Raw genomic sequence first — 23716 nt, forward strand, 5'->3', positions numbered from 1 at the left:
AGATAGCCCGTGCGCGGCATGACGTTGTCTGACGCAAGGCATCCTCGTCGGAGCAACTGTTGCGGGCGCGACCGGCGCGCTCGCGCGCGGATCCGATTGTGCGCATCGAGCCGCAGCCGGGCCGGAGGCGTGAGGTCATGCAGTGGGGCAAGATCGCCCTGTCACTCGGCGTGATCGTGGCAGCGCTCGGTTATGCCTACGATCCGAACGACGCGGCTGTGAGTTACATCACGGCGCCCATCGAACGCGGCAGGATCGCGACCTTCATCAAGGCGAGCGGCGCCGTTGCGGCGGTCGAGACCGTCGACATCAGCTCACAGCTTTCGGGACGCGTCTCCGAGGTGTTCGTGGACTTCAACGATCAGGTCAAGGCCGGCCAGCCCATCGCTCAGCTCGATCAGGAGATTTTCGTCGCGGAGGTCAAGGAAGCGAACGCGGTCTTGCGTGTCGCGCGCGCGGCGATGCTGTTGCAAAGCGCAGCGGTCGAGCGGGCCAAGGCGGCGGTCACCATGGCGCAGTCGACGAAAGGACTGGCCGAGGAGCAGGCCGAGGCACTCAAGGCCAGGCAGGACCAGGCCGAAAAGGAATTTCAAAGGAAGGCTCTGCTGGCGCGATCCGGCAGTGGTTCGGAGCGGGAACTGGAACAGGCCCAGGCGCTGCGAAACAGCGGTGCGGCCGATCTGCGCGCCGCGCTGGCGCAAATTCAAGTGAAGGCGGAGGCGATTTCCATCGCGCAAGCCGAAGCGCACATGGCGGAAGCCGATCTCGTCAACGCGCAGGCCGTCGTCGAGCAAAGGGAGGCCGCGCTCGCCCAGGCGAAGGCCAATTATGATCGCACGGTGCTTCGGGCGCCGATCGCCGGAACCGTCATCAGGCGAGACGTCAACCCTGGCCAGACGGTCGCGGTGAGCCTCGAAGCCAGGACCTTGTTCACGCTTGCGCACGACCTGCGGCAGATGGAGGTCGACGGCAAGATCGACGAGGCGGACGTCGGGCAGGTGAAGGTCGGTCAAACCGCCAGTTTCACCGTCGACGCTTACCCGAACCGAACCTTCGACGGCCAGGTCCTGCAGATCCGCAAGGCGCCCGAAATCGTTCAGAACGTCGTCACCTATACGGTGATCATCTCCGCTCCCAACCCGGATCTTCTCTTGCTGCCGGGCATGACCGCTCAGCTGCGCATCGCAGTGAGCGACACCGGCGAGGTTCTCAAAATTCCCGCGCAGGCCTTGCGGTTTCAGCCGAAGCCTGACCCTGGCGCTGCCGCCGGCCCGGCCGCGGGGGACGCGCATTCAGGCTCGCGCGCCACGCTCTGGGTTGTCGGCGCCGATGGAGCGCCCCACGCCGTCATGGCGACGCTGGGCGCGAGCGACGACGCGGGCGCGGCGCTGCTCGGCGGCCCGCTGCACGAGGGCCAGCGGGTGATCGTTGGAACGGTCGGGCCACGCAATGACCGCGGCCATTTCGGGCTGCGCATGGGGTTCTGACCCGGGTGTTCCGATATGGCGCCACTGGTCCAGACCGAAGGCCTCGGCAAGGACTATCCGTCCGGCGGCACCGTCGTGCGGGCGGTGACGGATGTTTCGATCACGATCGAGAGCGGCGAGTTCGTCGCCATTCGCGGCCGCTCCGGCTCCGGGAAGTCGACCCTGCTGAGCCTTCTCGGCCTCCTGGAGCGACCGGATCGGGGGGCCTATGCCCTCGGCGGGCGGGCCGTGGCGCGGCTGCCCGAAGCCTCTTGCGCCAGGATCAGAAACCGGCACGTCGGCTTCGTCTTTCAATTGCCGTCGCTGCTGCCGCGCGCCACGGCGCAGGAGAATGTCGAGCTTCCCCTCGTCTATGCCGGCGCGGGCCGTGTCGAACGGTGCCGTCGGGCGGCGGCGGCGCTCGACCGGGTGGAGATGTCTCACCGCGCCCGCCATTGGCCGAGCCAGCTCTCCGGCGGCGAACAGCAACGCATCGCGATCGCCCGCGCCATCGTCGGCGACCCGGCGCTCCTGCTCGCCGATGAGCCCACCGGCGCCCTCGACAGTGAGACGAGCGAGCGGATCCTGTCGCTGTTCGAGGACCTTCACCGGGATGGACGGACCCTGGTCGTCGTCACGCATGCCTCCGACGTCGCCGGTCGCGCCCAGCGGCGGATCACCCTGCACGACGGACTGATCGTCGACGACGAGTCCGCGGTCGTCGCGGGGAGGCCATCCGGGCCTTTCGCGGGCGCGCCGCCGTGAACTGGCTGGAGAGTGTCCGGATCGCCGCAAGGGCCTTGCGCGCCAATACCTTGCGCAGCGCCCTGACGGCTCTTGGCTTCGTCGTGGGCGTCGGCGCGGTGGTGTGCACGGCGGCGATCGGCGCGGGCGCCGAGGCCGATGTTTCGGAAAAGATCCGCACGCTCGGCGCCAACCTCCTCCTGGTCATCCCCGGCGCCCAGACGTCCGGCGGCGCGAGGCTCGCGTCCGGAACGCGGCCGACACTGACCGAAGCGGACGCCGACGCCATTCGCCGGGACATCGCCGAGGTGCAGGTCAGCGCGCCGCTCCTGTCGCACCCCATGCCGCTGGTGGCAGGCGACAGAAACTGGACGTCGGTCGTCGCGGGTATCAACAGCGACTATATGGTGGCGCGCGAATGGCGCGTGGCGACGGGGCGGTCGTTCACGCTCGGAGAATCGGAAAGCGCTTCCAAGGTCGCCATTATCGGCTCCGTCATCGTCGACGAATTGTTCGACGGCCGAACGGCGCTCGGAGGGACGTTGCGGATCGGCGCCGTCCCCTTCACGGTGGTCGGCGTGCTCGACAAGAAGGGGTTGGGCACGGCGGGCCTCAGCCAGGACGATGTCGTCTTCATCCCACTCGCGACGGCGCAGAGCCACGTCCTTGGCGCGGTCCGCGGCGTCAACCGCAGCGCTTTGGATCTGATCGCGGTCAAGATCGGCGACGCGACAGCCGTCGCGGACGCGACAAACGGAATTGCGACGCTCCTCAGACAGCGCCACCGAATCCGCCGGGATAGCCCCGATGATTTTCGCATCGAGAATCCCGCCGACGTTCTGGCTGCACGTTGGGCCACCGCGCGGACCCTCGGCGCGCTCCTGATCGCGGTGGCCTCGGTGTCCCTGGTTGTGGGCGGCGTCAGTGTGATGAACATCATGCTGGTGTCCGTCACCGAGCGCACCCGCGAGATCGGGTTGCGCATGGCGGTCGGGGCCAGCCGTCGCGACATCAGAATGCAGTTCCTGATCGAAGCGTTGGTCCTGGCGATCGCCGGCGGGTTGGTCGGCGCGCTGCTGGGTTCCGCAGCGGCCATGGCCATCGCATGGAACGCGGGATGGCCGGTGGTCATCAGCCCTTGGTCGATCCTCGGGGGCTGCGGATTTGCCGGATTGATCGGAACCGTCTTCGGCCTTTATCCGGCGCAGCGCGCCGCGCGGATGGATCCGATCGCGGCCTTGCGCTCCGAATAGGAGTTGACGTCGAACGTCGGTGATGGCGGCGCACGCCGCGCGAAAGCTCTCGCCTCTGCCTGATACCAAGGCGCAATGGCCTCGTTGCCCGCGCGGGAATAAAACCATCGGAACATCGGGAGGAACACGCCCATGGCCGCCAGTCCGTCGCAGCCGAGCAAGGTCGGAACGGTTTTCCGCGTCACCAGCGGAAACTTCCTCGAAATGTTCGACTTCTTCCTCTTCGGCTTCTACGCCTCGCACATCGCCAAGGCGTTCTTTCCGGCCGACAGCGAGTTCGCCTCGCTGATGCTGACGTTCGCGACCTTCGGGGCCGGCTTCCTCATGCGCCCCCTGGGCGCACTGGTGCTCGGGCCCTACATCGACCGCATCGGCCGCCGCAAAGGCCTGATCACGACGCTGCTGATCATGGCGATGGGCACCGTCCTCATCGCCTTCGTGCCGAGCTACGCGACCATCGGCGCGCTGGCGCCGGTCCTCGTGCTGATCGGTCGCCTGCTCCAGGGCTTCTCGGCCGGCGTCGAGCTGGGCGGCGTCTCCGTCTACCTCTCGGAGATGGCGACGCCGGGCCACAAGGGCTTCTATGTGAGCTGGCAGTCGGCGAGCCAGCAGGTGGCGATCATCGTCGCCGCCCTTCTCGGCTACATGCTCAACAAGCTGCTCATGCCGGCCGAGATCACCGCCTGGGGCTGGCGCATCCCGTTCTTCGTCGGCTGCCTGATCGTGCCGTTCATCTTCGTCATCCGCCGCTCGCTGATGGAGACGGAGGCATTCCTGGCGCGGCGCCACCACCCCACCACGGCAGAGATCTTCAGTTCCATGGCCGCGAACTGGCGTATCGTCCTGGCCGGCATGCTGCTCGTCGTCATGACGACGGTCTCGTTCTATCTCATCACCGTCTACACCCCGACCTTCGGCAAGAGCGTGCTGAAGCTCTCCGAGATCGACAGCCTCGTTGTCACGCTGTGCGTCGGCGTATCGAACTTCATCTGGCTGCCGGTGATGGGCGCGCTCTCGGATCGGATCGGCCGCCGGCCGATCCTCCTCACGTTCACGGTGTTGACGATCCTGACCGCCTATCCGGCCCTGTCGTGGCTCGTCGTGCAGCCGACGTTCGAGAAGATGCTCACCGTCGAGCTCTGGCTGTCGTTTCTCTACGCCAGCTACAACGGCGCCATGGTGGTGGCCCTGACCGAAATCATCCCGGTCGAGGTGCGCACCGCCGGATTCTCCCTCGCCTATAGTCTGGCGACGGCGCTCTTCGGCGGTTTCACGCCCTTCGTCTCCACATGGCTGATCGAGCATACCGGCAACAAGGCGGCGCCCGGCTTCTGGATGGCGTTTGCGGGCGCCTGCGGACTGATTGCGACGCTCACGGTCTATCGCGGCGGCCAGCATCGCTGGGCAGCGGCGCCCTCGCCCGTGGCGGCCGACAGGGTCAGTCCCGCATGAGTCCGCGCGCTGTGGCAGCGGATGCAGCCGGGTGGACGCTCATCTCTGAGGGCCGCCAGACGGCGGCTGGTGGGTCGTCGACGGCCGGTCCACGCGGCGCGATCGGCCGGCGGGTGAGCCGGTGAGCGCGCCGGCGATCCGGTCGCTCCAATCGGCACCAGGGGACCACGTGCAGACGGCCGCTGCCGCCGCGCGGAACCGTTCCGCGGCATCTTCCCAGATTGGGTAATGGACCGCACCCGCGGTTGCGCTTAAACACAACCTCATGGTTGCGGTGACAGCGTGGAGTCAGGCATGGAGGCTGCCCGGGCCGTTCGTCCGCGGAAACGATCCCTGAGCATTGCCGGACGGCGCACGTCCGCGTCGATCGAGACGCCCATCTGGCTGGCCATCAAGCAGATCGCAGAGGAGCGATCGGTGTCGCTCCAAGCCGTGTTTACGGAGATCGATCGGTCGCGTGGAGCCACCACATTGTCGGCCGCGATCCGCATCTTTGCACTTGCGCACGCATACGAGACGTACAGGGCTGCCGTGATGGCCGCCATGAACGGGATGTAGTTGCCCGCGATCAAACCCGCGAGGCGCTGTCCTTGAGATCGACGAGGCCTCTGGTGGGAAGCGGTAGGCGCTTCCCTGCCTGCATCGGCTCGATCGCTCGTCGATATTACCCGGGTAATATTGCGGAACGCATTTAACCCGGATATAAACTTGCGCGCAATCTCCGCCGGCGGGAGCGTCCGCAGGTCGCGTCCCCCGAGCGAGCTTTCTCTCCGGGCTTGATCCAGATGGAGTACCGAGATGGAGCTTCTGCGAGCCAATGGCGTCGAGCTGGCGTTCGACAGCTTCGGCGATCCGAATGCCGAGGCGATCCTTCTGATCGCCGGGCTCGGCACTCAGATGATCCGATGGACGGTTCCGTTCTGCCAGGCCTTGGCGTCCCGGGGCTACCGTGTGATCCGCTTCGACAACCGGGATGCCGGGTGTTCGACGCATTTCAGCCCCCGCGGCGCGCCGGATTTCAACGCGTTGGCGGCCATGCTGACGGCCGGGCAGCGGCCGGATGTGCCCTATCACCTCAGCGACATGGCCGCTGACGCGATCGGTCTGCTGGACGCTCTCTCGATCCACCGGGCGCATATCATGGGTCGGTCGATGGGCGGCATGATCGCGCAGATCGTAGCGAGCGAGCATCCCGAGCGGGTTCTCTCGCTCACCTCCATCATGTCGGGTACGGGCAATCGCGCCCTCCCCCAGGCTGCGCCGGACGTCATGGCGATGATGACGCGCCCTGCGCCCGACCCCTTTGCGGACGAGGCCGGCTTCCTGGAGCACAGTCTGGCCTTTGCGCGCCGCATCGCAGGCACCGGCCATCCGTTCGACGAGGAAGGCCATCGGCGGATCGTTCTGGAAGAGGTCCGGCGCGCCTATGATCCCGGCGGGGTCGCGCGGCAACTCGCGGCGATGGCCGTGGCCGGCGACCGCCGTTCGCGCCTGGCAACCGTCAAGGTTCCGGCGCTCGTCATCCATGGGGCGGACGATCCGCTCATCCCGCCCGCATGCGGCGAGGATACCGCCTCCTCGATCCAGGGAGCCGAGCTCTTGCTGATCGACGGCATGGGGCACGATCTGCCATCCGCGCTACATCCAACGGTCGTCGGCGCGTTTGACCGGATGGCGCGTCGCCAGAGGGACGCCGTGAACGGCCGAGCCCACATGGCCCATCCTTGAGGGCCGTCAGCGTCGGCAGCTCCCCAATGGGCGGATCGTTGTAGCGGCGCCGGCTGGAGCGCTTATTTTATGATGCCGGCAAAATATCGATTATGGCCCCGGCGGGCCCGGAGATTTGTACGCGTCAACTCACCTCTTGGATCCATGCAGACGGACGGGCGCTGCCGCTGAGGCGCCATCTTGATAGTCGGCAAAATTCGCGAACGCCTTGTCGCGGTGGACGATCACGCGAGCTGGGCGAGCCACTCCGCGAAGGCCGCCTGGCCGGCGTCGCGTAATGCAGCTCCGTGCTCGCGTGCATCGGCGCGGATGCGCCTCGGGTCGATGCCGGCGCCGGCGAGCTCGGCGGCGTGTCCGACCAGCCAGGCTTCGAGGCCATGGCTGGTGTCGGCCTCCGGGTGGAATTGCAGCCCGAGCACGTGGCCGCCGATCGAGAAGGCCTGGTTGGCGACCGCGGTGGTCGCCAGCAGCGTGGCGCCCGCCGGCAGATCGAACCCATCGCCGTGCCAGTGGAGCACCGGCACGCCCGCAAGGTGGCGGAGCGGGCCGCGTTCGCCGGCCTCGGTGAGCTCGATCGGGGCGAAGCCGATCTCTTTGACGCCGGTCGAGGCCACATCGGCGCCAAGCGCCGCGGCGATCAGTTGCGCGCCGAGGCAGATGCCGAGGATCGGCCGGCGCGCAGCGAGCCGAGCCTTGATCAGGGTGAGCTCCCGTTCGAGGAAGGGATAGCTCTGGGTTTCGTAAACGCCGATCGGCCCGCCGAGAACGACGAGAAGATCGGGCCCCAGCGGGTCGACCGCGGCGATGTCCTGGGTGGTGACGTCGACATAGCTCAGCGCATAGCCGATCCTGTCCAGCTCGTGCTCGAACGTGCCGAGCGTCTCGAAATGGACATGGCGGACGGCGAGCGCGGTCCGTGTCGTCGTGACGGGCCGGGTCATTGCGTGATGTGGGCCGGCAGGCGCGCCAGGGTGTCGGCGACCTGTCGCTTCGCGGGATCGGGAAGCGGCAGGATCGGCCGCGGCGGGTCGGTACGGCAGATGTCGAGCAGGTCGGCCAGCGCATAGACCACGCGCAGGCTGGAGAACTGCCTGAACAAATCCCAGATCGGCGCAAGGGCGGCATCCAGCCGGCGCGCCTCGTCGGCATCGCCTTGTCGAGCCGCCCTGACGATCTTCAGGCAAACGCCAGGAAAAAGGCCGCCGAGCACGCTGTACCAGGCATCAGCGCCGGCGATTACCGACTCGGTGGTCGTCCAGTCGGCGCTGTAGCCGATCGAAAAGCGGTCCGGGACGGTGGCGCGCTGCGCGGCGAGATGGCGAGCCGCCTCCTCGTGACCGACGCCGGGATTCTTGATCGCGACAATGCCCGGCACCCTGGCGAGACGGCCGACGAGCTCCGGCGTGAACCGGAAATGTGTCGCGGCCGGATTGTCATAGATGACGATCGGCAGACCGCTTTCGCGCGCTACCGTCGAGACATGCTCGAACACCTCGGCATCGGTGAGCGGCGTGTACGATGCGGCCGACAGCAGCCCGGCTGCGGCGCCGATGGCACGGGCATCCTGCGCGAGCGCGACCGCCTCGTCGGTCCTGAGCGCTCCGATGCCGACGACGACGGGCGTGCGGCCACTGATCTCGTCCTGCACCGCCTCGAGCGACCGACGACGCTCCTCGCGCGTCAGGTACATGTAGATGCCGGTGCTGCCCAGCAGACCGATGGAATCGACGTGCGCATCCGCGAGGCGGGCAACCAGCCCGCGCAGCGCTGCGGTGTCGACGCGGCCGGCGGGGTCGGCCGGCGTGATCGGAAAGGCGCACAAGCCGCTCGGAAAGGTCATGGTGAAACTCGCGTGGCAAAGCCCGGCCAGTAGTGACCGTCAGGGGTGGGACGCCTGCCGAAGATGGCCTGGCCGACGCGGACGACGGTCGCGCCGTCCGCGATCGCCTCCTCGAAGTCGCCGGACATGCCCATCGACAGCTCGGTCAGCGCGGCGTTGCGTCGGACGGCTTCGTCCCGCAGGCGGCGCAGCAGCGCGAAGCAGGGCCGCACTTTCGCCATGTCGGAGCTGAAGAGCGCAAGCGTCATCAGCCCGCGTGGCTTCAGCCGCGGGAACTGGGCCAGGGCGCCAACAAAGGGCAGCAGCGCGTCGGGGTGCAGGCCGAACTTGCTCTCCTCGCCGGAGGTGTTGACCTGAATGTAGACGTCGAGGAAGCGGTCGTCGCGCTCCAGTCGCGCGTTGAGGAGGTCGGCGAGCCGCAGGCTGTCGAGGGCGTGGAACTCGCGGGCGAACCGCGTCAGATACTTGACCTTGTTGGTCTGGAGATGCCCGACGATGCTCCAGTCGATGGCGAGATCGCCCAGCGCCTCGTGCTTTGCGGTCGCCTCCTGGACCTTGTTCTCGCCGAAGGCGCGGATGCCGGCGTCGAAGGCGAGCCGCAGGATGTGGGCCGGCACCGTCTTGGTGATGGGAAGGAGCCGCACGGCGGCGCGGTCCCGCCCGCTGCGCGCGCAGGCGCGTGCGATGCGATCGTCGACCGACGCCAGATTGGCACGGAAAGCCGTGCGCGGATCGGGGCCGAAGCGCGCGACGTCCTCGGCCGAAAGCGGCATGTCGTTGGTGTGGATCATCGTCATGGGGTCCTTGCCGCTACGCGCAGCCGTCCGCGGTGCAGACCCCTGCCGAGACGGCTGCATCCTCGTCTGGAGCTGGCGCTGATCGCTCGCCGATCAGCGCCATGATCTCGGCGCCGAGCAGAAGGTCCGGGATATGGCCGAGGGTCCGGCGGCGCAGGCGTCCTGCCCGGTCGATCAGCAGGGTGGTCGGGGTGCCTTCAAATCCGTAGGCGCGCATGGTGTGCGGCAGCGACACGCCATCGGGTTCGTCGACCCCGACGGGGAAATGGATTCGATACTCGTGCAGGAAGGCGCGAAGCGCGTTCGGCCCCATCGCATCGTGGTGCTCGAACACGCTATGGAGCCCGATCACGGCGACGTCCGACGGCGGAAACAAGCTTGCGACCCGCTGCGCCTGCGGAAGGCCTTGGCTGACGCAGCCCGGACATAGCATCTGGAAGGCGCAGACCATCACGACCCGACCGCGGAGAGCGGCGAGCGTGAGCGGTTGCGGGGCGTTGAACCATTCCGTGGTGCGCCACTCGAGCGCCCGTTGGTCAGAGGACATCACAGCACCTCCAGAGCCTGTCGGAAATCGGCGATGAGGGTTTTCGATATCGTCCGGGCCGACCCGGCGCCGGCCTCGGGCTGTTCGATGGTGCGGGTCATCGACGTGTCGGAGCCCTCTTGGATTTTCCTTCCACTACCGTCAAACTGGTTCATGCAGAACGTCCAGTTGCTCGCAATCGAAGTGGTCCAGTTGGAAAAACGCGGCGTTGAGCGCGCCCAGGGCATGGGCGCGCGACAGATCTATGAAGCGCTCCGGGACCAGATCCTGGGGGGCGTGTTCGGGCCCGACGGCCAGTTGCCTTCGTCCCGCGCCCTGGCGCTCGAGCTGGGCGTCTCACGGACGACGGCGACGGTCGCCTACGAGCAGTTGCTGGCCGAAGGCTTCGTCGAGGTCCGCCAGGGGGCGCGGCCGCGCGTCGCCCCCGCCGTGGTCGATCAGGGCCCGCGCAGCAGATCGTCGAAACGCACCCGGCCGGTCCGCCTCTCCGCCTACGGCGAACGCATGCGGGCCATTCCGCCGTGGCCCGACGACGCGCCGGGCAGGCTGATCGCCGACTTTCGTTACGGCGATCTCGCGCCGTCGGATTTTCCCGCTGCGATCTGGAAACGCGCCGTGAACGCGGCCATGGCGCCGCGGCCCGAACGGCTGGCCTACGACGATCCGCGGGGATCGCGACGCCTGCGCCTGGCCTTGCAGGGCTACCTCTGGCGGGCCCGGACGGTGCGTTGCGAGCTGGAGCAGATCGTCATCGTCAACGGCTCGCAACAGGGGCTGGACCTGTGCGCAAGGCTGTTCCTGGATTCCGCCGACCGCTTCGTCATCGAAGATCCCTGCTACGCCATGGCCCGGCAGACCTTCGCCGGCACGGGCGCCTCCCCCATCCCCGTCGCAGTCGATGGCGACGGCTTGAACACGGAGCTGCTCACGGGAATCGAGGCGCGGCTGGCCTATATCACGCCGTCGCACCAGTTTCCGCTTGGCAGCGTGATGCCGATCTCACGTCGCCATAAGTTGCTCGAATGGGCGCGCCTGCATGATGCCTATGTGATCGAGGACGATTACGACAGCGAGTACCGCTACGACATCAATCCGGTCCCTCCACTCCAAGTTTTGGAGGACTCCGGCCGCGTCATCTATCTCGGGACGATTTCCAAGACGCTCTCGCCGGCGCTGCGGATCGGCTATCTCGTGGTTCCGCTCGAGCTGCAGGAGGTGTTCGCGACGGCCAAGCAGCTGACGGATCGGCACTCCCCCGTGACCGAGCAGGACGCACTGGCCTCCCTTATCGAAAGTGGCGCCTATGAAAGCCATGTGCGTCGCGTGCGCCGGCTCAATGGTGAGCGACGGGAAACGTTGCTCGATGCGCTGCGCCGCAGCTTTGCCGACCGGATCACCATCGAGGGCGCCGACGCCGGGCTGCACATCGTCGTGTGGTTCAGGGATCTGCCGCGATCACGGGAGACTGCGCTCATCGAACGAGCAGGCCGTGCGGGCGTGGGCGTTTACTCCATATCCCCGCTCTATGATCGGGGGTCGAGCCATGTCCGAGCCGATCAGGCCGGGCTGGTCATGGGCTATGCCGCGCTGGATACGAGGCAGATCGAGAGGGGTGTCCATCTGCTCGCGGAGGCTGTCGAGCAGGTGAGAGCCTCGTAGCAGGCAGGCGCGGCCCGAGCGCTCCTTGTCCGCGGGAGATGCTCTCGCTCTCATGAGCTGCATGGCGCGAGCGCATGCGCCGAGGTGCGCTCGCGCCTGCCTTCGCCTGGCTCAGGCGCCGGGTTTGGGCATCCGCTCAAGATCGGCGATCAACCCGGGCCCGGTCGGGTTCCACCCGAGCCGTTTGCGCGTCAGCTCGCTCGACGCCGGGGCGTCGAAGCCCGCGAACGGCGCGAGCCAGCCGAAATGGGAGGCCGCAGCTTCCGCGGCGAGGGAGACGACCGGCACGTCCAGGCGCCGGCCGATCACCTCGGCGATCTCCCGCAGCGGCAGGCCCTCTTCGGCGACGGCGTGATAGCGCGCGCCTCGCTCCGCCTTCTCCAGCGCCAGGCGGTAGAGGGGGGCGACGTCGAGCACGTGCACGGCGGGCCAGCGCTGGCGCCCGTCGCCCACATAGGCAGACACCCCCGTCTCGCGGGCCAGGGCGACCGCATAGGTGATGAGCCCCTGCTTGACCGTGTCGTGAACCTGCGGCAACCGCACCACCGACACGTTGCCGCCCTGCTCTGCGATCGAGGCCGCAGCCTCCTCCGAGGCCGCTCGGGGGACCAGGGCCGACGTGGCGGGCGGTGTATCCTCCGTGGCAGGTTGGCCCGGCGCGGTGTTGGCCATCCCGGTTCCGGAGGTCACGATGAGCGGCCGCTGCGAGCCGGCAAGGGCGCCGCCGAGAGCTTCGATGACGCGCCGGTCGTCCTCGCAATTCGCCGCGTAGGTCGAGAAGTCGTGGTTGAAGGCCGTATGGATCACCCCCTCCGACTGGCTGGCGCCGCTCCTGAGGCCCTCCAGGTCCTCGAGCGAGCCGCGATGGACGGCGGCTCCGGCAGCGGCGAGCGCCGCCGCCCCTTCCTCCGAACGCGCCAGGCCAAGCACGTGATGGCCCGCTGCGATCAGGTCCCTGACGATGGCTGAGCCGATGAAGCCGGTCGCGCCGGTGACGAATACGCGCATGAGCGAAGTCTCCGCGGTTGCAACGGGAGACGGATGTGAGCGCCTCGGCTATCCTGGTAAAGTAGTGAGATTATCATGGTATGGTGGTTACCAGCATGAGCGACCGCTCCGGCCACGCCAATCCGCTCGGCGCCTACCTGAAAGACCGCCGGGCCAAGCTCGATCCGGCGGCATTCGGCTTTCCGCCGGAGCGCCGCCGGACCCCGGGCTTGCGCCGCGAGGAGGTGGCGCAGCGCGCCCACATCAGCGCCACCTGGTACACGTGGCTCGAGCAAGGACGCGGCGGGGCGCCCTCCGCCGACGTGCTCGACCGGATCGCGCGTGCGCTCATGCTCACGGATGTCGAACGCGAGCACCTCTTCCTGCTCGCTCTCGGCCGTCCGCCCGAGGTGCGTTACCGGGCGGATGAAAGCGTCACCCCCCGCCTGCAGCGCGTGCTCGATGCCTTGGAGCCGAGCCCGGCCCTCATCAGGACAGCCGCGTGGGACGTCGTGGCATGGAACCGCGCGGCGGCCGTGATGCAGACGGACTACGGCGCGCTACCGCCCAAGCAGCGCAATATCCTGCGCTTCATGTTTCTCGATCCCCGCGCCCGCACGGCGCAATATGATTGGGACAGCGTCGCGCGTTTCATCGTGGGCGCCTTCAGGATCGACGCCGCCCGCGCGGGAGCGGCAGCGGCCACCGAGCCGCTCGTCGCCGAGCTCAGCCGGCTGAGCCCCGAATTCAAGGCGATGTGGGCCGACCACGATGTCCGCGGCCATGGCGAGGGCGTCAAGCACATCAAGCACCCTGCCCTCGGCCCGCTCGCATTCGAATATTCGGCCTTTGCGGTCGATGGCCGCCCCGACCTCTGCATGGTGGTCTACAACCCGGTCAGGCCGACCGACCTCGAGAGGATCAGGGCCCTCCTCGGAGGCGGAAAGCCGGCGCCGGCCTGATGTCGCCCGAACTGGGACCGACACGTGCAGGCGTGGTGGCTAGAGCATTTCGTCATTGGCTGAGATCATCCAATGACAGAGAAATGCTCATAACCTTTTGAATCTGGAGCGCTTCCCTTGCGATTGGGTGATTCCACCCAATCGCGAAGCGCTCTAGTCTCTCAGAGCACCCTCTGCGTATGCTCCACCGCCGGAGCGCTCTCGAAGTAGGAGCCGACCAGGCTGCGCCATTCCTGGAAGTCCTGCGAGCCGCGGAAATGGACCGTATGGTCTTCGACGGTCGCCCATTCGACGACGAGGCGATAGACGTTCGGTCGCTCGATGGACCGCTGAAGCTGCATGCCGCTGCAGCCCTTCGCGCGCTCGAACAACGGCTTTGCCTGGGCGACGCCAGCCTCGAAGGCGGCCTCTTGTCCCGGCTTGATGGTAAGTTCGGCGATTTCCCAGACCATGGCTCTCTCTTTCGGCTGGCTGCGGGGGCGCCTGGCCTCCGCCGCAGGATGGCACGCGTGGGGATCACGCACGACGAGGCAACCTGTCAATCGGTGGCGCGGTCGCCGACGAGGGTGACGATGATCTGACGCGGCGCTTTCGAGGCATGCCACGGTCCAACGGCTGGGCCATCCGCATGTGCGCGGGTCAACGCGCGGCGAGCGTGGCTTGCCTGCAGACGGACCGGCGCCTTCGCCTTTCGGCCTAAAGCACGCGCGCCGGCGAACGGCCGGCGCGCTCCTGAGCTTGGGTCGACGCCGGCCGAGGCCAGCGTTCGACGCGCTCAATATTTTTGGGGGACGTAGAGCTCCGGCGGAAGCGTGTGGCGCTCATAGTTCGGGTCGAACACGCGATCTGGCAGGTCGATCGGCTCGTGCGGCACCTCCCCGTAAGGAACGAGCGAGAGCAGATGCGAAATGCAATTCAGGCGTGCGCGCTTCTTGTCGTTGCCTTCCACGATGTGCCAGGGCGCCTCGGGGATGCTCGTGCGGTCGAACATGTCCTCTTTCGCCGCGGTATACTGCTCCCAGCGAACGCGGGATTGCAGGTCCATCGGCGAGAGCTTCCACTGCTTGAGGGGATCGTGGATGCGCATAAGGAAGCGGAGCTGCTGCTCCTCGTCGGTGATGGAGAACCAGTACTTCACCAGGACGATGCCGGACCGGACCAGCGCCCGCTCGAACTCCGGCACGTCGCGCAGGAAGTCCTCGACCTGCTCGTCCGTCGCGAAGCCCATCACGCGCTCGACGCCGGCGCGGTTGTACCAGCTCCGATCGAACAGCACGATCTCACCGGCCGCGGGCAGGTGCGATACGTAGCGCTGGAAGTACCACTGCGTCTTTTCGCGGTCGGACGGCGCGGGCAGCGCCACCGTGCGGCAGGTGCGCGGGTTGACCCGCTGCATGATGCGCTTGATCACGCCGCCCTTGCCGGCGCTGTCGCGACCTTCGAACAGCACGACGAGCTTCAGCTTCTTGTACTGCACCCAGTCCTGCAGCTTCACCAGCTCGCCCTGGAGGCGCAGCAGCTCGCTGAAATAGAGCTGGCGGTCGATCGTGCTCTTCTGCCGCTTGTCCAGCAGCGACCGCAGCTCGGGCGGGACGCGCGCGTCATCGATCTCCTGCTCGAGTTCCTCGTCCATGTCGTCCTGAAGCTCCAGCTCCAACCAGGGCCGGGCCTCGTCGTTCGTGGCATTCTGCATCTGTCAAATCCTCCTGCAGACCTTCGGGGGGTACTCGCAAACTGATGCGATCTGGTGACAGGCCATGCGTCCCGTCCGTCCGACCGCGTGGCGGACCACGGCCGGTCCCCGGCCGAATGCGCGATGCCGCGGGCCGCGCCCGAAGATTAGCCTTGAATTGTCCGGGCGATGGGTCCATGCGACGAGCCCTCCCCGGCCAGGCGCCGAGAGCGTGATCCCCGCAAATGGACGCCCGTTTTGATGGCGGATCAGGCCCGAACGGCACGTAGCGGGGACGACGCCTCGCGCATCTCGCGCCCGCACGCGGAGTTATCTACCTCGCTGGAGTTCCTCTATGTCATACGCAGCCTCGACGGCGACTTTCGACGCCGCGCCGGCCAACTCCCGAACCAGGGTCGTCCTGGCGAGCCTGGTCGGAACGACGATCGAATTTTACGATTTCTACGTCTACGCGACGGCGGCGGTCCTGGTCTTCCCGCATCTGTTCTTTCCGGCCGGCAACGACACGGCAGCATTGCTGGCCTCCTTCGCCGTTTTTGGCGCGGCCATGGTGGCGCGGCCGCTGGGCGCGATCTTCTTCGGTCATCTGGGTGACCGGCGCGGCCGCAAGATCACTCTCGTCGGGGCGCTGCTGACCATGGGCATAGCCACCTTCCTCATCGGCCTGCTGCCGACATTCCCAAGCGTCGGCTGGGCGGCGCCCACCCTGCTCGTGCTGCTGCGCCTGGCTCAGGGCTTCGCCCTCGGCGGCGAATGGAGCGGTGCGGCCCTCGTCGCGACCGAGAACGCGCCCAAGGGCAAGCGCGCCATCTTCGGCACCTTCCCGCAGCTCGGCGCGCCCATCGGATTCATCATCGCCAACGGCCTGTTCCTGATCATCGCCGCCGCCCTGCCCTCCGATGATCCGTCGCGGCCGTCGACGGCCTTCCTGCAATGGGGCTGGCGCATCCCGTTCCTGTTTTCCGCCGTGATGGTCGTCATCGGGCTTTGGGTTCGTCTCAATCTGGTGGAAAGCAAGGCCTTCGAGAACACGGTCAAGACCGGGGCGGTCCAGAAGATGCCACTCGCGTCGGTGGTCAGGAGCCACTGGAAGGCCCTGGTGCTGGGCACGTTCTACATGCTCGCGACCTACGTCCTCTTCTACCTGATGACGACTTTCTCGCTGAGCTACGGACGCGCCGCCACGAGCGCCGCGACGCCGGGCCTCGGCTACGACTACCGGACTTTCGTGCTCATGATGATCGTCGGCGTCGTGTTCTTTGGCGTTTTCACGCTCCTGTCCGGGCCGTGGGCCGACCGCTGGGGGCGCCGCAAGACGCTGATCTGCGTCACCCTCGCCATCATCGTCTTCGGCTTCAGCTGGGTTCCGTTGCTCGCCGGCGGCCCGGTCGGCGTGATGACCTGGTTGATCGTGGGCTTTGCGCTCATGGGCATGACGTTCGGGCCCATGGGCGCTCTGCTGCCGGAGCTGTTTCCGGCCAACGTCCGCTATACGGGCTCGGGCATCTCCTACAACGTCTCCTCGATCCTGGGCGCGGCGGTCGCCCCCTTCATCGCCGTCGCCTTGTGGAGCGCCGGCCACGGCAGTCCCTTCTGGGTCGGCGTATATCTGTCGGCCATGGCGGTGCTGACCCTCATCGCCCTGCTGGCGGGCCCGGAGACCAAGGACGTGGACATCGACAGCTGAGCGGTTCGTCGTCGGCTCGTCCGGCCGCGATGGCCCGCGTCGAGCCGGATGGGCGTTCGGCCGTGTCGTTCACCCCGCGCCGGCCATCGGCGCGCCGGCCGCATCGTCGTCCGCGCGCGTCGTTGCCGGGCGTGGCTTCCGTGGGAACCCATTGTTCCGGCGAGCAAAGCTCGCTCTGCCGGCTCGATCCTGCCCGGCCATAGCGCGAGCCGGAGGGGCCTCGTTGTTTGGCCGCCATTCTCGATTGCACGAAATTCAGCGCTGCACCGCGCGGTTGGATAGAAAGCAAATTTGCCCCGTGATAAGCAAACTGTGGGGATTTGACTGGGGGCGGTCGAATGAGTTGCTGGACGGAATACCTTGGCGGGTCGATGCCTATTTTAAGCGCTCTTGTAGGAGCAAGTATTGGTACATTTATTGTAACCGGTGGGATGTCGCTTTATCAAGACCGCCAGAAGCGGAAAGCGCTTGCGAGTTATACGGCGATGAGGCTGGCCATCGCCCTGGAAGGCTATACGTATTCCTGCTGGAAGCTGATCATCGACAACCAGAATGCTGAAACGACGCAGGACTACGAGTTTCCCGACTGGGATTCCGAGTTGCCGCCGATGCCGCAATACCCGGACGAAGCCGACGGGTGGCGCGCCCTCGACATCGGCCTGGCCAATCGGGCCCTCGGGCTCCGCAACAGGATCGACGGCGGGCAGGCCGCGATCGACACGGCGATCGAATTCGAGGAAGACAAGATCCAGGACGTCGTCGAGGAACAGGCCTCGCGGCTAGGTGTGGATGCCTGGGATCTGGCAGCCAGGCTCCGCCGGCGCTACGACTTGAACGTCAACGAGCCCGCCTACGGCGACGCCGCCCATGCCCTTGCCGCCTACCGGGAGCGTGCGGCTGCGACGCGACCGAACAGAAGCGGTCCGATCGCGCAGACCTAACGACGCGGCATCAGCGCGGCGCGTCAGGCGTCGAGCGGCTCGAGCAGCGCTTCCAGCATCGAGATGTCGGTCCGCCGCTCGTTCAGCGGTCGGAAACGGGTCGCTCTGAAGGTGCGGGTGAAATGCGGCCGTGCCGGAGGTGACGTCTCGACCAGCTCCACGCTCTGGTGGCCATCCAGGCACAGCGACTGCTCGAAGCGCGCGACCGTGTAGATCGAGCCGCGCACGATCGGCAGCGGAAAGCCGTCGTTCGCCGGCCGGTCATCGACACAGACGATCTTCTGCCCGACATGAAACATCGCCCCCTCCATGAATCAATCGAACGTGGGCCCTCGCCTCGCGGCCTGATCGGCAGCCAGCGGCTCCGATGTGCGGCGCCTGCGTCGCATGGCATTGTGGCGATGCCACGGTTGCGCGTCGAGCCACCCGTGCGACGGTGCGCGCGAGCAACTCATTCATGCACGTTTTACGCGCGTTCCTGTTGAGGTTATGCTTGCCGCGCCGATGGCGAGCCTGATCTCCTTACGGGGCCCCGCGTGATGTTGAGCAGCAGCTTGTCCATTGCGATTGGTGCCGTGGTCTACGTCGCCATGCTGACCGGTGCTGCGGCCCTCGTTACGACTCTTTTTGCTTGGCTGCTGCCGAAGGACGGCCCGCCGCGCACCCGTATCCTGGTCGCCAACGGCCTGTCTCTGCTCCTGCTGACGGCCCTGGCCAGCATCATCGACGCCCAGCTCGGGGCGATCCGTTTCGTCTTGGCATTTGGCCTCTTCCTGGTGCCGCAGCTGATTTGGCTCATCGTCGGCTTGGTGCGCTTGCAGCGGCGGCGAGCTCCCGACCACGCCGCCCCTGCGGAGTCGAGCGAGCTCCCGACGGCGCCGCGCGAGCCGTCCGCCCGCGGTCATCTTCTCGTCCGCTTCTGGAGGGGGGAGCTGTCGCTTCCAGTCTCCTACTGGCTGTTCGGCTTGGGCTTGAACGTTCTGATGGCGATGGTCACGGGGGCCATCGTGGTGCTGTTTCCGGCACGAACCGCGTACGATCCCACGCCGATCTTCTGGTCGCTGGCGGCGGCGTGGGGGGCCGGCGCGCTGATCACCGTGTTTCAGGTGGGCGGCGTCTGGCGATCGGCGACACGTTACGCCCGAGCGAAGCGTGCGATTGGTCGGAGCCCGGCCTGGGCCTATCTGGCGAAGGCCGCCTTCGTATTGGCGGTCCTCAGATTTGCGGCGGATTTCGTCGGCGAGGGTCTTCCGCAACTGCGTGAGACATACCGCATGGCTTTCCTCGGAGATCCGGACCTGCCGGATTTCTCGATCCGCGTGATGCGCGACGGCACCGAGGCCGAGATCAGCGGCGGCTTCAAGTTCGGCCTCACCGACGACTTTGCCCGCATCGTCAAGGCCTCACCGCGCATCGGCGTAGTCCATCTCACCAGCATCGGCGGCCGTCTCGGCGAAGCCGAGAAGCTGAATGCGTTCATTCGCGAGCACGGGATGAAGACCTACGTCCCTGACGCGTGCCACTCTGCGTGCACACTTGCGTTCGCCGCAGGACGTGAGCGTTGGCTGGCACAGCGCGCGCAGCTTGGCTTCCATCGCAGCTGGTTCCCGGGGCTGAGCGCGGCACAGCTGGCGGGCTACCCGGATCCGCAGCGGTCGGCCCTGCTGCGCGCTGGCGTCGATGGCGCGTTCATCGATCGCGCCCTGGCGACGCCGAGCTCCGAGCTATGGAAGCCGTCGGCTGACGAACTGCTCAAGGCGCGAATCGTCACAGCGATCTCGGACGGTAGTCAGTTTGCGCTCTCCGGGGCGATCGTCGGGTTCGATCGTGACAAAGTGGCGGGCATCCTGGCCAAGTTCAGTCCGATTCTAGCCGCCGCACGGGATCGCATGCCGGCGAAGCTCGACAGCATCGTCGACGAATTCCAAAGGAATTTGCAAGCTGGTCGGACGGAGGCCGAAGCCTTCGATGTAGTAGACAAGCGATCCAGGCAAATATACGGCACCGCCATTCCCATGGCAGACGATGCGACGTTGTTGGCCCTGGCGACACTGATCGCAGACCAGCTCGACGCTGTCGGTGCCGTGAGCCCGGCCGTTTGCTATTCTTTCGCGAGCGGCACCCTGCGATGGCGGGAGCTGGCGGGGCTCTTGCCGGAGGCGCTTATTCAGCGCGAAATGGCCCTCGGCGCACAGGCGATTCGAACCGCGTCGGGCCGGCCCGATCTCGATCGCGCCGCGCTCGCGGCGCTCCGGGCCAGGATCGATGCCGAAATTGCACGCCGTCTCGGTCCCGATAAGGTCGAGCTCCTGCGGGAAGACAAGGAGATTCCGCCGGCCAAGTTCGCCGACTATTGCGCCGCGATACGGATGCTGTACCGCCAGATCTCCCAGCAGGGCGAGAAGGATGGAGCGGCTCTCTACCGCATGATGGTTGCCGACGAGTGACAGGCTGACGGCCGAGCGGATTCGCTCACGCGTTACCGGCCCTGGCCGGGCTCGGCGGTCTCGCGCTGCTGGCGCTCGCGGCGGATGCGGTCGCGCTCGGCCAGGGCGCGCTTCACCTCGTCGTTGGTGCCGAGGTACGAACGGCCGTAGTAGGGGTCGCGGTTCGCCGTGTCGGCCGATCCCATGCGGCAGCCATTGGCATCGCAGACCATGCCGGCACGTTCGAGCGGAAGCGGCGGTGACGAGGGGCGCGCGAGCCAGACCGGCGCCGGCGCAGCAAGCAGCGGCGATGACGCGCCCGCCACTGCGGCGGCCACGAGCGCAAGGTGGAAGGCGTACGTGCGCATGCTGCGCTCTCCTGCGAAATCGATGAGGCCCCTCAACCAGTCCTTATGGGCGGTTTCGAGGCTGCCGGGCGGCCGGTCAACGTCGCAAAACGCGACGCCGTCCGCGTTCCCCGCATTGCAAATTGCAAAAGCGGAGCCCGCTCTCCGATATCGTTCCATTGAATCTGCTGATGTTTCTCTTGCCCCCGGCGTCGGCGGCCGTTGGCCGCAGCCTTGCAGCCTGCAGTGCGAGCCCACTGGGCGCTGGCAAGGAGCCTCTCGATGACCGCGGTTCGTTCCGCCTTGTCCATCCTGTTCGCAACGCCGATCGGCTGGGCGGTGCTGACGATCGCCATCGTCGTGCTGGCAACCCTGCACGCGTCGGGGGTCTGAGAACGGAGACTGCGATGGTTCCCCCCTCGGCTTCGATTGGCGCGAGGATCCCGAGTTGAAGGCGCGAATCGCCCTGTACGACCGCATCCTCGTCGGACTGGCGGTGGGCGGCGTGGTTGCGGCCATCGCCTTCGCCGTCTTCGTGTTTGCGTTCTAGCGCGCCTCGGCCGCCGGGCCGCTTCCGACCCCGCGAATCCGGCTACGACCATGGTCAGCGCCGAATAAATCCTTATATTTGCCGCTGTTGTGTTGCCATATGCAGACGCATGGCGGGTTACGACGGGCTTGCGTGCGCAAGCCCGCGGGTGAGGCGCCAACAGGGATTCACGTAACGATGACGACGAACTCTCGGTGGGAGCGTAACAAGGCGGAGCGCGCTGACCGACCGGTCATTCTGGAGGCCGAGGTCGTCGGCGAGCAGGTGATGATCCGCGACGGTCAGCCGCAGGAGCCGCTCTGGGGCCCGGGCGCTGCCCGTCTGGGCAAGCGGCTGCTGCTGGCCGCGGTCGCCCTTGCGATCCTCGCCGTGGCGATCCCGCTGGCGTTGGTGACCATGGGCGTGATCTGGATTGGCGCTCTGATTGGGCGTCGAATCATCATGCGGCGGTTCGGCATCGATCCGTGGCCCCGCGCGCCGAGCCGCGTCCGTCCCTGAGGTTCGCCTCGGCAGCCTTCCCACGTCCAGCCAATCCACCGCCATGTCAAACCCTCTGCTGCGTCCCTGGACGAGCCCGCTCGGCGTGCCGCCGTTCGCCGACATTGAGGCCGAGCATTTTCAGCCGGCCTTTCAGAGCGGCATGGACGAGCATCTGGCCGAGGTGGCGGCGATCGCGGCTGATCCTGCGGCACCGGACTTCGAGAATACCATCGCCGCTCTCGAACGCTCCGGCGCAACGCTGCTGCGCGTCTCCAACGTCTTCTTCAACCTGACGGGGGCGAACACCAGCCCGGCGCTCCAGGCGATCGAGCGCGACGTCGCGCCTCTGCTCGCCCGCCATCGCAGCGCGATCTTCCTGAGCGAGGCGCTCTACGCCCGCGTTGCCGAGCTCGGCCGGCGGTCGGCTGCTCTCGGCCTGACGGACGAGCAGTCCCGCGTGCTGGAGCGCTACGTGCTGGCGTTCGAGCGTGCGGGCGCCGGCCTCGCCGCCGACGCCAAGGCCCGCATGGCGGCGATTGCCGAACGCAGCGCCGCCCTCGGCACCCAATTCGGCCAGAACGTGCTCGCCGACGAAGCGTCGTGGACGCTCGTCCTCGACGAGGAGGATCTGGCAGGTCTGCCTGCCGTCGCCCGGGTAGCCGCAGCCCAGGCCGCCACCGAGCGGGGGCTCGACGGCCGCTACCTCATCACGCTGGCGCGCTCGTCGATCGAGCCGTTTCTGCAGTTCTCGACCCGCCGGGACCTGCGCGAGCACGCGTTCAAGGCTTGGATCGCGCGCGGCCAGACCGGTGGGGAGACCGACAACCGCGCCATTTTGGCCGAGCTCGTGGCCCTGCGGGCCGAGAAGGCGGCTCTGCTCGGCTATGCCAGCTTCGCCGATTTCCGCCTGTCGGACTCCATGGCGAAGACGCCGGATGCGGCCATGAACCTGCTGACGTCCGTCTGGATGCCGGCCCGAGACCAGGCGCTGCGCGAGCAGGCGGCGCTGCAGGAACTGATCAACGCCGATGGCGACAACTTCACCATCGCGCCGTGGGACTGGCGCCACTACGCCGAGCGGCGGCGCAAAGCCGTGCTCGACTTGGACGAGGGCGAGCTGAAGCCGTACCTCCAGCTCGACCGGATCATTGCGGCGGCGTTCCATACCGCGTCGCGCCTGTTCGGGCTGAGCTTCACCGAGCGGTTCGACCTTCCAAGCTACCATCCGGACGTGCGGGCGTTCGAGGTGTGCGACGGCGACGGCCGCCACATCGGCCTCTTCCTCGGCGATTATTTTGCGCGGCCCTCCAAGCGCAGCGGCGCCTGGATGAGCTCCTTCCGCATCCAGGAGCGGCTGCGCGGAGATGTCCGGCCGATCGTGGTCAACGTGATGAATTTCGCCAAAGCCGCCCCCGGCGAGCCCGCGCTGCTGTCGTTCGACGAAGCCCACACGCTGTTCCACGAGTTCGGCCACGCCCTGCACGGGCTGCTGTCGGACGTCACCTACCCGATGATCTCCGGCACCAACGTGGCGCGCGACTTCGTCGAGTTCCCGTCCCAGCTCTACGAGCACTGGCTCGAGCAGCCCGAGATCCTGGAGCGTTTCGCCACCCATTACCTGAGCGGCGAACCGATGCCGAAAGAGCTCCTCGGGCGGCTGCTGGCGACGCGCACCTACGGTCAAGGCTTTGCCACCGTCGAGTACGTGGCCTCGGCCCTGGCCGACCTGCAAATGCATCGGCGGCCAGTGCACGGGCCCTTCGACGCCGATGCCTTCGAGCGCGATCTGCTGGCCGAGATCGGCATGCCGGAGGCGATGGTCATGCGCCACCGCCTGCCGCACTTCCTGCACGTGTTTAGCGGCGACGGCTATTCGTCGGCCTACTACAGCTATCTCTGGTCGGAGGTTCTCGACGCCGACGGCTTCGCCGCTTTCACGGAGAGCGGTGACGTCTTCGACCCCGATTTGGCCGCGCGCCTGCGCCGTGACGTCTATGGTGCCGGCAACCGCAGGCCTGCCGATGCCGCCTACCGGGCCTTTCGCGGTCGCGCCGCCGACCCTGCCGCCCTGCTGGCGAAGCGGGGCCTCGCCGTGGGCGACGACCTCGCCGGCGCCGCGTAGCTAAAACGGCCGACGCATTTGGCCGACGGTGCCCG

At 67.2% G+C, this 23716-nt stretch carries 23 protein-coding genes; 13 read left to right on the top strand and 10 right to left on the bottom strand.

Features of this window, described 5'->3' with window-relative positions; translation table 11 throughout:
* Window positions 1–137: 137 nt before the first annotated feature.
* The 6 genes from ACZ5PO_RS28540 (at window position 138) to ACZ5PO_RS28565 (ending at window position 6643) form a co-directional block, all read left to right on the top strand.
* Window positions 138–1487, top strand: a complete 1350-nt coding sequence (locus tag ACZ5PO_RS28540; protein ID WP_464185566.1) for an efflux RND transporter periplasmic adaptor subunit — start codon at window positions 138–140, stop codon at window positions 1485–1487.
* Between the two features lie 15 nt (window positions 1488–1502).
* Complete coding sequence (locus ACZ5PO_RS28545) at window positions 1503–2231, top strand: ABC transporter ATP-binding protein (RefSeq protein WP_464185567.1); 729 nt, start codon at window positions 1503–1505, stop codon at window positions 2229–2231.
* The gene (locus ACZ5PO_RS28550; protein ID WP_464185568.1) at window positions 2228–3463 is read left to right on the top strand and encodes an ABC transporter permease; all 1236 of its coding nucleotides are present in this window, start codon (window positions 2228–2230) and stop codon (window positions 3461–3463) included. Before ACZ5PO_RS28545 ends, ACZ5PO_RS28550 begins: the two co-directional genes overlap by 4 nt.
* 132 nt (window positions 3464–3595) lie before the next feature.
* Complete coding sequence (tcuC, locus tag ACZ5PO_RS28555; RefSeq protein ID WP_464185570.1) at window positions 3596–4915, top strand: tricarballylate/proton symporter TcuC; 1320 nt, start codon at window positions 3596–3598, stop codon at window positions 4913–4915.
* A 294-nt stretch (window positions 4916–5209) separates the two neighbouring features.
* Window positions 5210–5473 carry a ribbon-helix-helix domain-containing protein gene (locus tag ACZ5PO_RS28560; RefSeq protein WP_464185571.1) on the top strand — a complete coding sequence of 88 codons (264 nt, stop codon included), beginning with the start codon at window positions 5210–5212 and terminating at the stop codon, window positions 5471–5473.
* A 240-nt stretch (window positions 5474–5713) separates the two neighbouring features.
* Window positions 5714–6643 carry an alpha/beta fold hydrolase gene (locus tag ACZ5PO_RS28565; protein ID WP_464185572.1) on the top strand — a complete coding sequence of 310 codons (930 nt, stop codon included), beginning with the start codon at window positions 5714–5716 and terminating at the stop codon, window positions 6641–6643.
* A 224-nt stretch (window positions 6644–6867) separates the two neighbouring features.
* Here the strand turns inward: ACZ5PO_RS28565 and ACZ5PO_RS28570 are convergent, their stop codons facing one another.
* The 5 genes from ACZ5PO_RS28570 to ACZ5PO_RS28590 are packed head-to-tail and all read right to left on the bottom strand — an operon-like array spanning window position 6868 to window position 9982.
* Window positions 6868–7584, bottom strand: a complete 717-nt coding sequence (locus ACZ5PO_RS28570; RefSeq protein ID WP_464185573.1) for a glutamine amidotransferase — start codon at window positions 7582–7584, stop codon at window positions 6868–6870.
* Window positions 7581–8483: a dihydrodipicolinate synthase family protein gene (locus ACZ5PO_RS28575; protein ID WP_464185574.1), complete on the bottom strand. Its 903-nt coding sequence runs from the start codon at window positions 8481–8483 to the stop codon at window positions 7581–7583. The genes ACZ5PO_RS28570 and ACZ5PO_RS28575 overlap by 4 nt, the downstream gene beginning before the upstream one ends.
* Complete coding sequence (locus ACZ5PO_RS28580; RefSeq protein ID WP_464185575.1) at window positions 8480–9280, bottom strand: YggS family pyridoxal phosphate-dependent enzyme; 801 nt, start codon at window positions 9278–9280, stop codon at window positions 8480–8482. The genes ACZ5PO_RS28575 and ACZ5PO_RS28580 overlap by 4 nt, the downstream gene beginning before the upstream one ends.
* 13 nt (window positions 9281–9293) lie before the next feature.
* Complete coding sequence (locus ACZ5PO_RS28585) at window positions 9294–9827, bottom strand: TlpA disulfide reductase family protein (RefSeq protein ID WP_464185576.1); 534 nt, start codon at window positions 9825–9827, stop codon at window positions 9294–9296.
* Window positions 9827–9982, bottom strand: coding sequence for a hypothetical protein (locus ACZ5PO_RS28590; RefSeq protein ID WP_464185577.1), 156 nt, complete (start codon window positions 9980–9982; stop codon window positions 9827–9829). Before ACZ5PO_RS28590 ends, ACZ5PO_RS28585 begins: the two co-directional genes overlap by 1 nt.
* Between ACZ5PO_RS28590 and pdxR the strand changes: the two genes are divergently transcribed.
* The gene (pdxR, locus tag ACZ5PO_RS28595; protein ID WP_464185578.1) at window positions 9981–11486 is read left to right on the top strand and encodes a MocR-like pyridoxine biosynthesis transcription factor PdxR; all 1506 of its coding nucleotides are present in this window, start codon (window positions 9981–9983) and stop codon (window positions 11484–11486) included. The genes ACZ5PO_RS28590 and pdxR overlap by 2 nt on opposite strands.
* Window positions 11487–11597: 111 nt before the next feature.
* Here the strand turns inward: pdxR and ACZ5PO_RS28600 are convergent, their stop codons facing one another.
* Window positions 11598–12494, bottom strand: coding sequence for an SDR family oxidoreductase (locus ACZ5PO_RS28600; RefSeq protein ID WP_464185579.1), 897 nt, complete (start codon window positions 12492–12494; stop codon window positions 11598–11600).
* Window positions 12495–12589: 95 nt separating this feature from the next.
* Between ACZ5PO_RS28600 and ACZ5PO_RS28605 the strand changes: the two genes are divergently transcribed.
* Window positions 12590–13435, top strand: coding sequence for a helix-turn-helix transcriptional regulator (locus tag ACZ5PO_RS28605; RefSeq protein WP_464185580.1), 846 nt, complete (start codon window positions 12590–12592; stop codon window positions 13433–13435).
* 161 nt (window positions 13436–13596) lie between these two features.
* Here ACZ5PO_RS28605 and ACZ5PO_RS28610 read toward each other — a convergent pair whose 3' ends face one another.
* A complete protein-coding gene (locus ACZ5PO_RS28610; RefSeq protein ID WP_464185581.1) occupies window positions 13597–13887 on the bottom strand; it encodes an antibiotic biosynthesis monooxygenase family protein in 291 nt (96 codons plus the stop codon).
* A 323-nt stretch (window positions 13888–14210) separates the two neighbouring features.
* Entirely contained in the window at window positions 14211–15128 is a 918-nt protein-coding gene (gene ppk2, locus ACZ5PO_RS28615) for a polyphosphate kinase 2 (RefSeq protein WP_464185582.1), read from the bottom strand.
* 334 nt (window positions 15129–15462) lie between these two features.
* On the opposite strand from ppk2, the gene ACZ5PO_RS28620 reads away from it, so the two are divergent.
* Both ACZ5PO_RS28620 and ACZ5PO_RS28625 read left to right on the top strand, forming a co-directional pair.
* Entirely contained in the window at window positions 15463–16815 is a 1353-nt protein-coding gene (locus tag ACZ5PO_RS28620) for an MFS transporter (protein WP_464185585.1), read from the top strand.
* 338 nt (window positions 16816–17153) lie between these two features.
* The gene (locus ACZ5PO_RS28625) at window positions 17154–17756 is read left to right on the top strand and encodes a hypothetical protein (RefSeq protein ID WP_464185586.1); all 603 of its coding nucleotides are present in this window, start codon (window positions 17154–17156) and stop codon (window positions 17754–17756) included.
* Window positions 17757–17779: 23 nt separating this feature from the next.
* Here the strand turns inward: ACZ5PO_RS28625 and ACZ5PO_RS28630 are convergent, their stop codons facing one another.
* The gene (locus ACZ5PO_RS28630) at window positions 17780–18055 is read right to left on the bottom strand and encodes a hypothetical protein (RefSeq protein WP_464185589.1); all 276 of its coding nucleotides are present in this window, start codon (window positions 18053–18055) and stop codon (window positions 17780–17782) included.
* A gap of 255 nt (window positions 18056–18310) precedes the next feature.
* Between ACZ5PO_RS28630 and ACZ5PO_RS28635 the strand changes: the two genes are divergently transcribed.
* Window positions 18311–20203: a COG3904 family protein gene (locus tag ACZ5PO_RS28635; protein WP_464185590.1), complete on the top strand. Its 1893-nt coding sequence runs from the start codon at window positions 18311–18313 to the stop codon at window positions 20201–20203.
* A gap of 32 nt (window positions 20204–20235) precedes the next feature.
* Here ACZ5PO_RS28635 and ACZ5PO_RS28640 read toward each other — a convergent pair whose 3' ends face one another.
* Window positions 20236–20550, bottom strand: coding sequence for a hypothetical protein (locus ACZ5PO_RS28640; protein WP_464185591.1), 315 nt, complete (start codon window positions 20548–20550; stop codon window positions 20236–20238).
* A gap of 661 nt (window positions 20551–21211) precedes the next feature.
* Here ACZ5PO_RS28640 and ACZ5PO_RS28645 point away from each other — a divergent pair.
* Complete coding sequence (locus tag ACZ5PO_RS28645) at window positions 21212–21577, top strand: hypothetical protein (RefSeq protein WP_464185592.1); 366 nt, start codon at window positions 21212–21214, stop codon at window positions 21575–21577.
* A gap of 43 nt (window positions 21578–21620) precedes the next feature.
* The gene (locus tag ACZ5PO_RS28650) at window positions 21621–23681 is read left to right on the top strand and encodes a M3 family metallopeptidase (RefSeq protein ID WP_464185594.1); all 2061 of its coding nucleotides are present in this window, start codon (window positions 21621–21623) and stop codon (window positions 23679–23681) included.
* Window positions 23682–23716 lie beyond the last annotated feature (35 nt).

It is taken from the genome of Chelatococcus sp. KU-N122 (assembly GCF_055391085.1).

Excerpts from the sequence above, each read along its gene's own strand:
- ACZ5PO_RS28540 (WP_464185566.1), top strand. The coding sequence starts at position 138 with ATGCAGTGGGGCAAGATCGCCCTGTCACTCGGCGTGATCGTGGCAGCG.
- ACZ5PO_RS28580 (WP_464185575.1), bottom strand. The coding sequence starts at position 9,280 with ATGACGATGATCCACACCAACGACATGCCGCTTTCGGCCGAGGACGTC.
- ACZ5PO_RS28610 (WP_464185581.1), bottom strand. The coding sequence starts at position 13,887 with ATGGTCTGGGAAATCGCCGAACTTACCATCAAGCCGGGACAAGAGGCC.
- ACZ5PO_RS28650 (WP_464185594.1), top strand. The coding sequence starts at position 21,621 with ATGTCAAACCCTCTGCTGCGTCCCTGGACGAGCCCGCTCGGCGTGCCG.
- ACZ5PO_RS28605 (WP_464185580.1), top strand. The coding sequence starts at position 12,590 with ATGAGCGACCGCTCCGGCCACGCCAATCCGCTCGGCGCCTACCTGAAA.
- ACZ5PO_RS28590 (WP_464185577.1), bottom strand. The coding sequence starts at position 9,982 with ATGAACCAGTTTGACGGTAGTGGAAGGAAAATCCAAGAGGGCTCCGAC.
- ACZ5PO_RS28560 (WP_464185571.1), top strand. The coding sequence starts at position 5,210 with ATGGAGGCTGCCCGGGCCGTTCGTCCGCGGAAACGATCCCTGAGCATT.
- ACZ5PO_RS28600 (WP_464185579.1), bottom strand. The coding sequence starts at position 12,494 with ATGCGCGTATTCGTCACCGGCGCGACCGGCTTCATCGGCTCAGCCATC.
- ACZ5PO_RS28575 (WP_464185574.1), bottom strand. The coding sequence starts at position 8,483 with ATGACCTTTCCGAGCGGCTTGTGCGCCTTTCCGATCACGCCGGCCGAC.
- ACZ5PO_RS28630 (WP_464185589.1), bottom strand. The coding sequence starts at position 18,055 with ATGTTTCATGTCGGGCAGAAGATCGTCTGTGTCGATGACCGGCCGGCG.
- tcuC (WP_464185570.1), top strand. The coding sequence starts at position 3,596 with ATGGCCGCCAGTCCGTCGCAGCCGAGCAAGGTCGGAACGGTTTTCCGC.
- ACZ5PO_RS28545 (WP_464185567.1), top strand. The coding sequence starts at position 1,503 with ATGGCGCCACTGGTCCAGACCGAAGGCCTCGGCAAGGACTATCCGTCC.
- ACZ5PO_RS28640 (WP_464185591.1), bottom strand. The coding sequence starts at position 20,550 with ATGCGCACGTACGCCTTCCACCTTGCGCTCGTGGCCGCCGCAGTGGCG.
- ACZ5PO_RS28585 (WP_464185576.1), bottom strand. The coding sequence starts at position 9,827 with ATGTCCTCTGACCAACGGGCGCTCGAGTGGCGCACCACGGAATGGTTC.
- ACZ5PO_RS28620 (WP_464185585.1), top strand. The coding sequence starts at position 15,463 with ATGTCATACGCAGCCTCGACGGCGACTTTCGACGCCGCGCCGGCCAAC.
- ACZ5PO_RS28565 (WP_464185572.1), top strand. The coding sequence starts at position 5,714 with ATGGAGCTTCTGCGAGCCAATGGCGTCGAGCTGGCGTTCGACAGCTTC.
- ACZ5PO_RS28625 (WP_464185586.1), top strand. The coding sequence starts at position 17,154 with ATGAGTTGCTGGACGGAATACCTTGGCGGGTCGATGCCTATTTTAAGC.
- pdxR (WP_464185578.1), top strand. The coding sequence starts at position 9,981 with ATGCAGAACGTCCAGTTGCTCGCAATCGAAGTGGTCCAGTTGGAAAAA.
- ppk2 (WP_464185582.1), bottom strand. The coding sequence starts at position 15,128 with ATGCAGAATGCCACGAACGACGAGGCCCGGCCCTGGTTGGAGCTGGAG.
- ACZ5PO_RS28570 (WP_464185573.1), bottom strand. The coding sequence starts at position 7,584 with ATGACCCGGCCCGTCACGACGACACGGACCGCGCTCGCCGTCCGCCAT.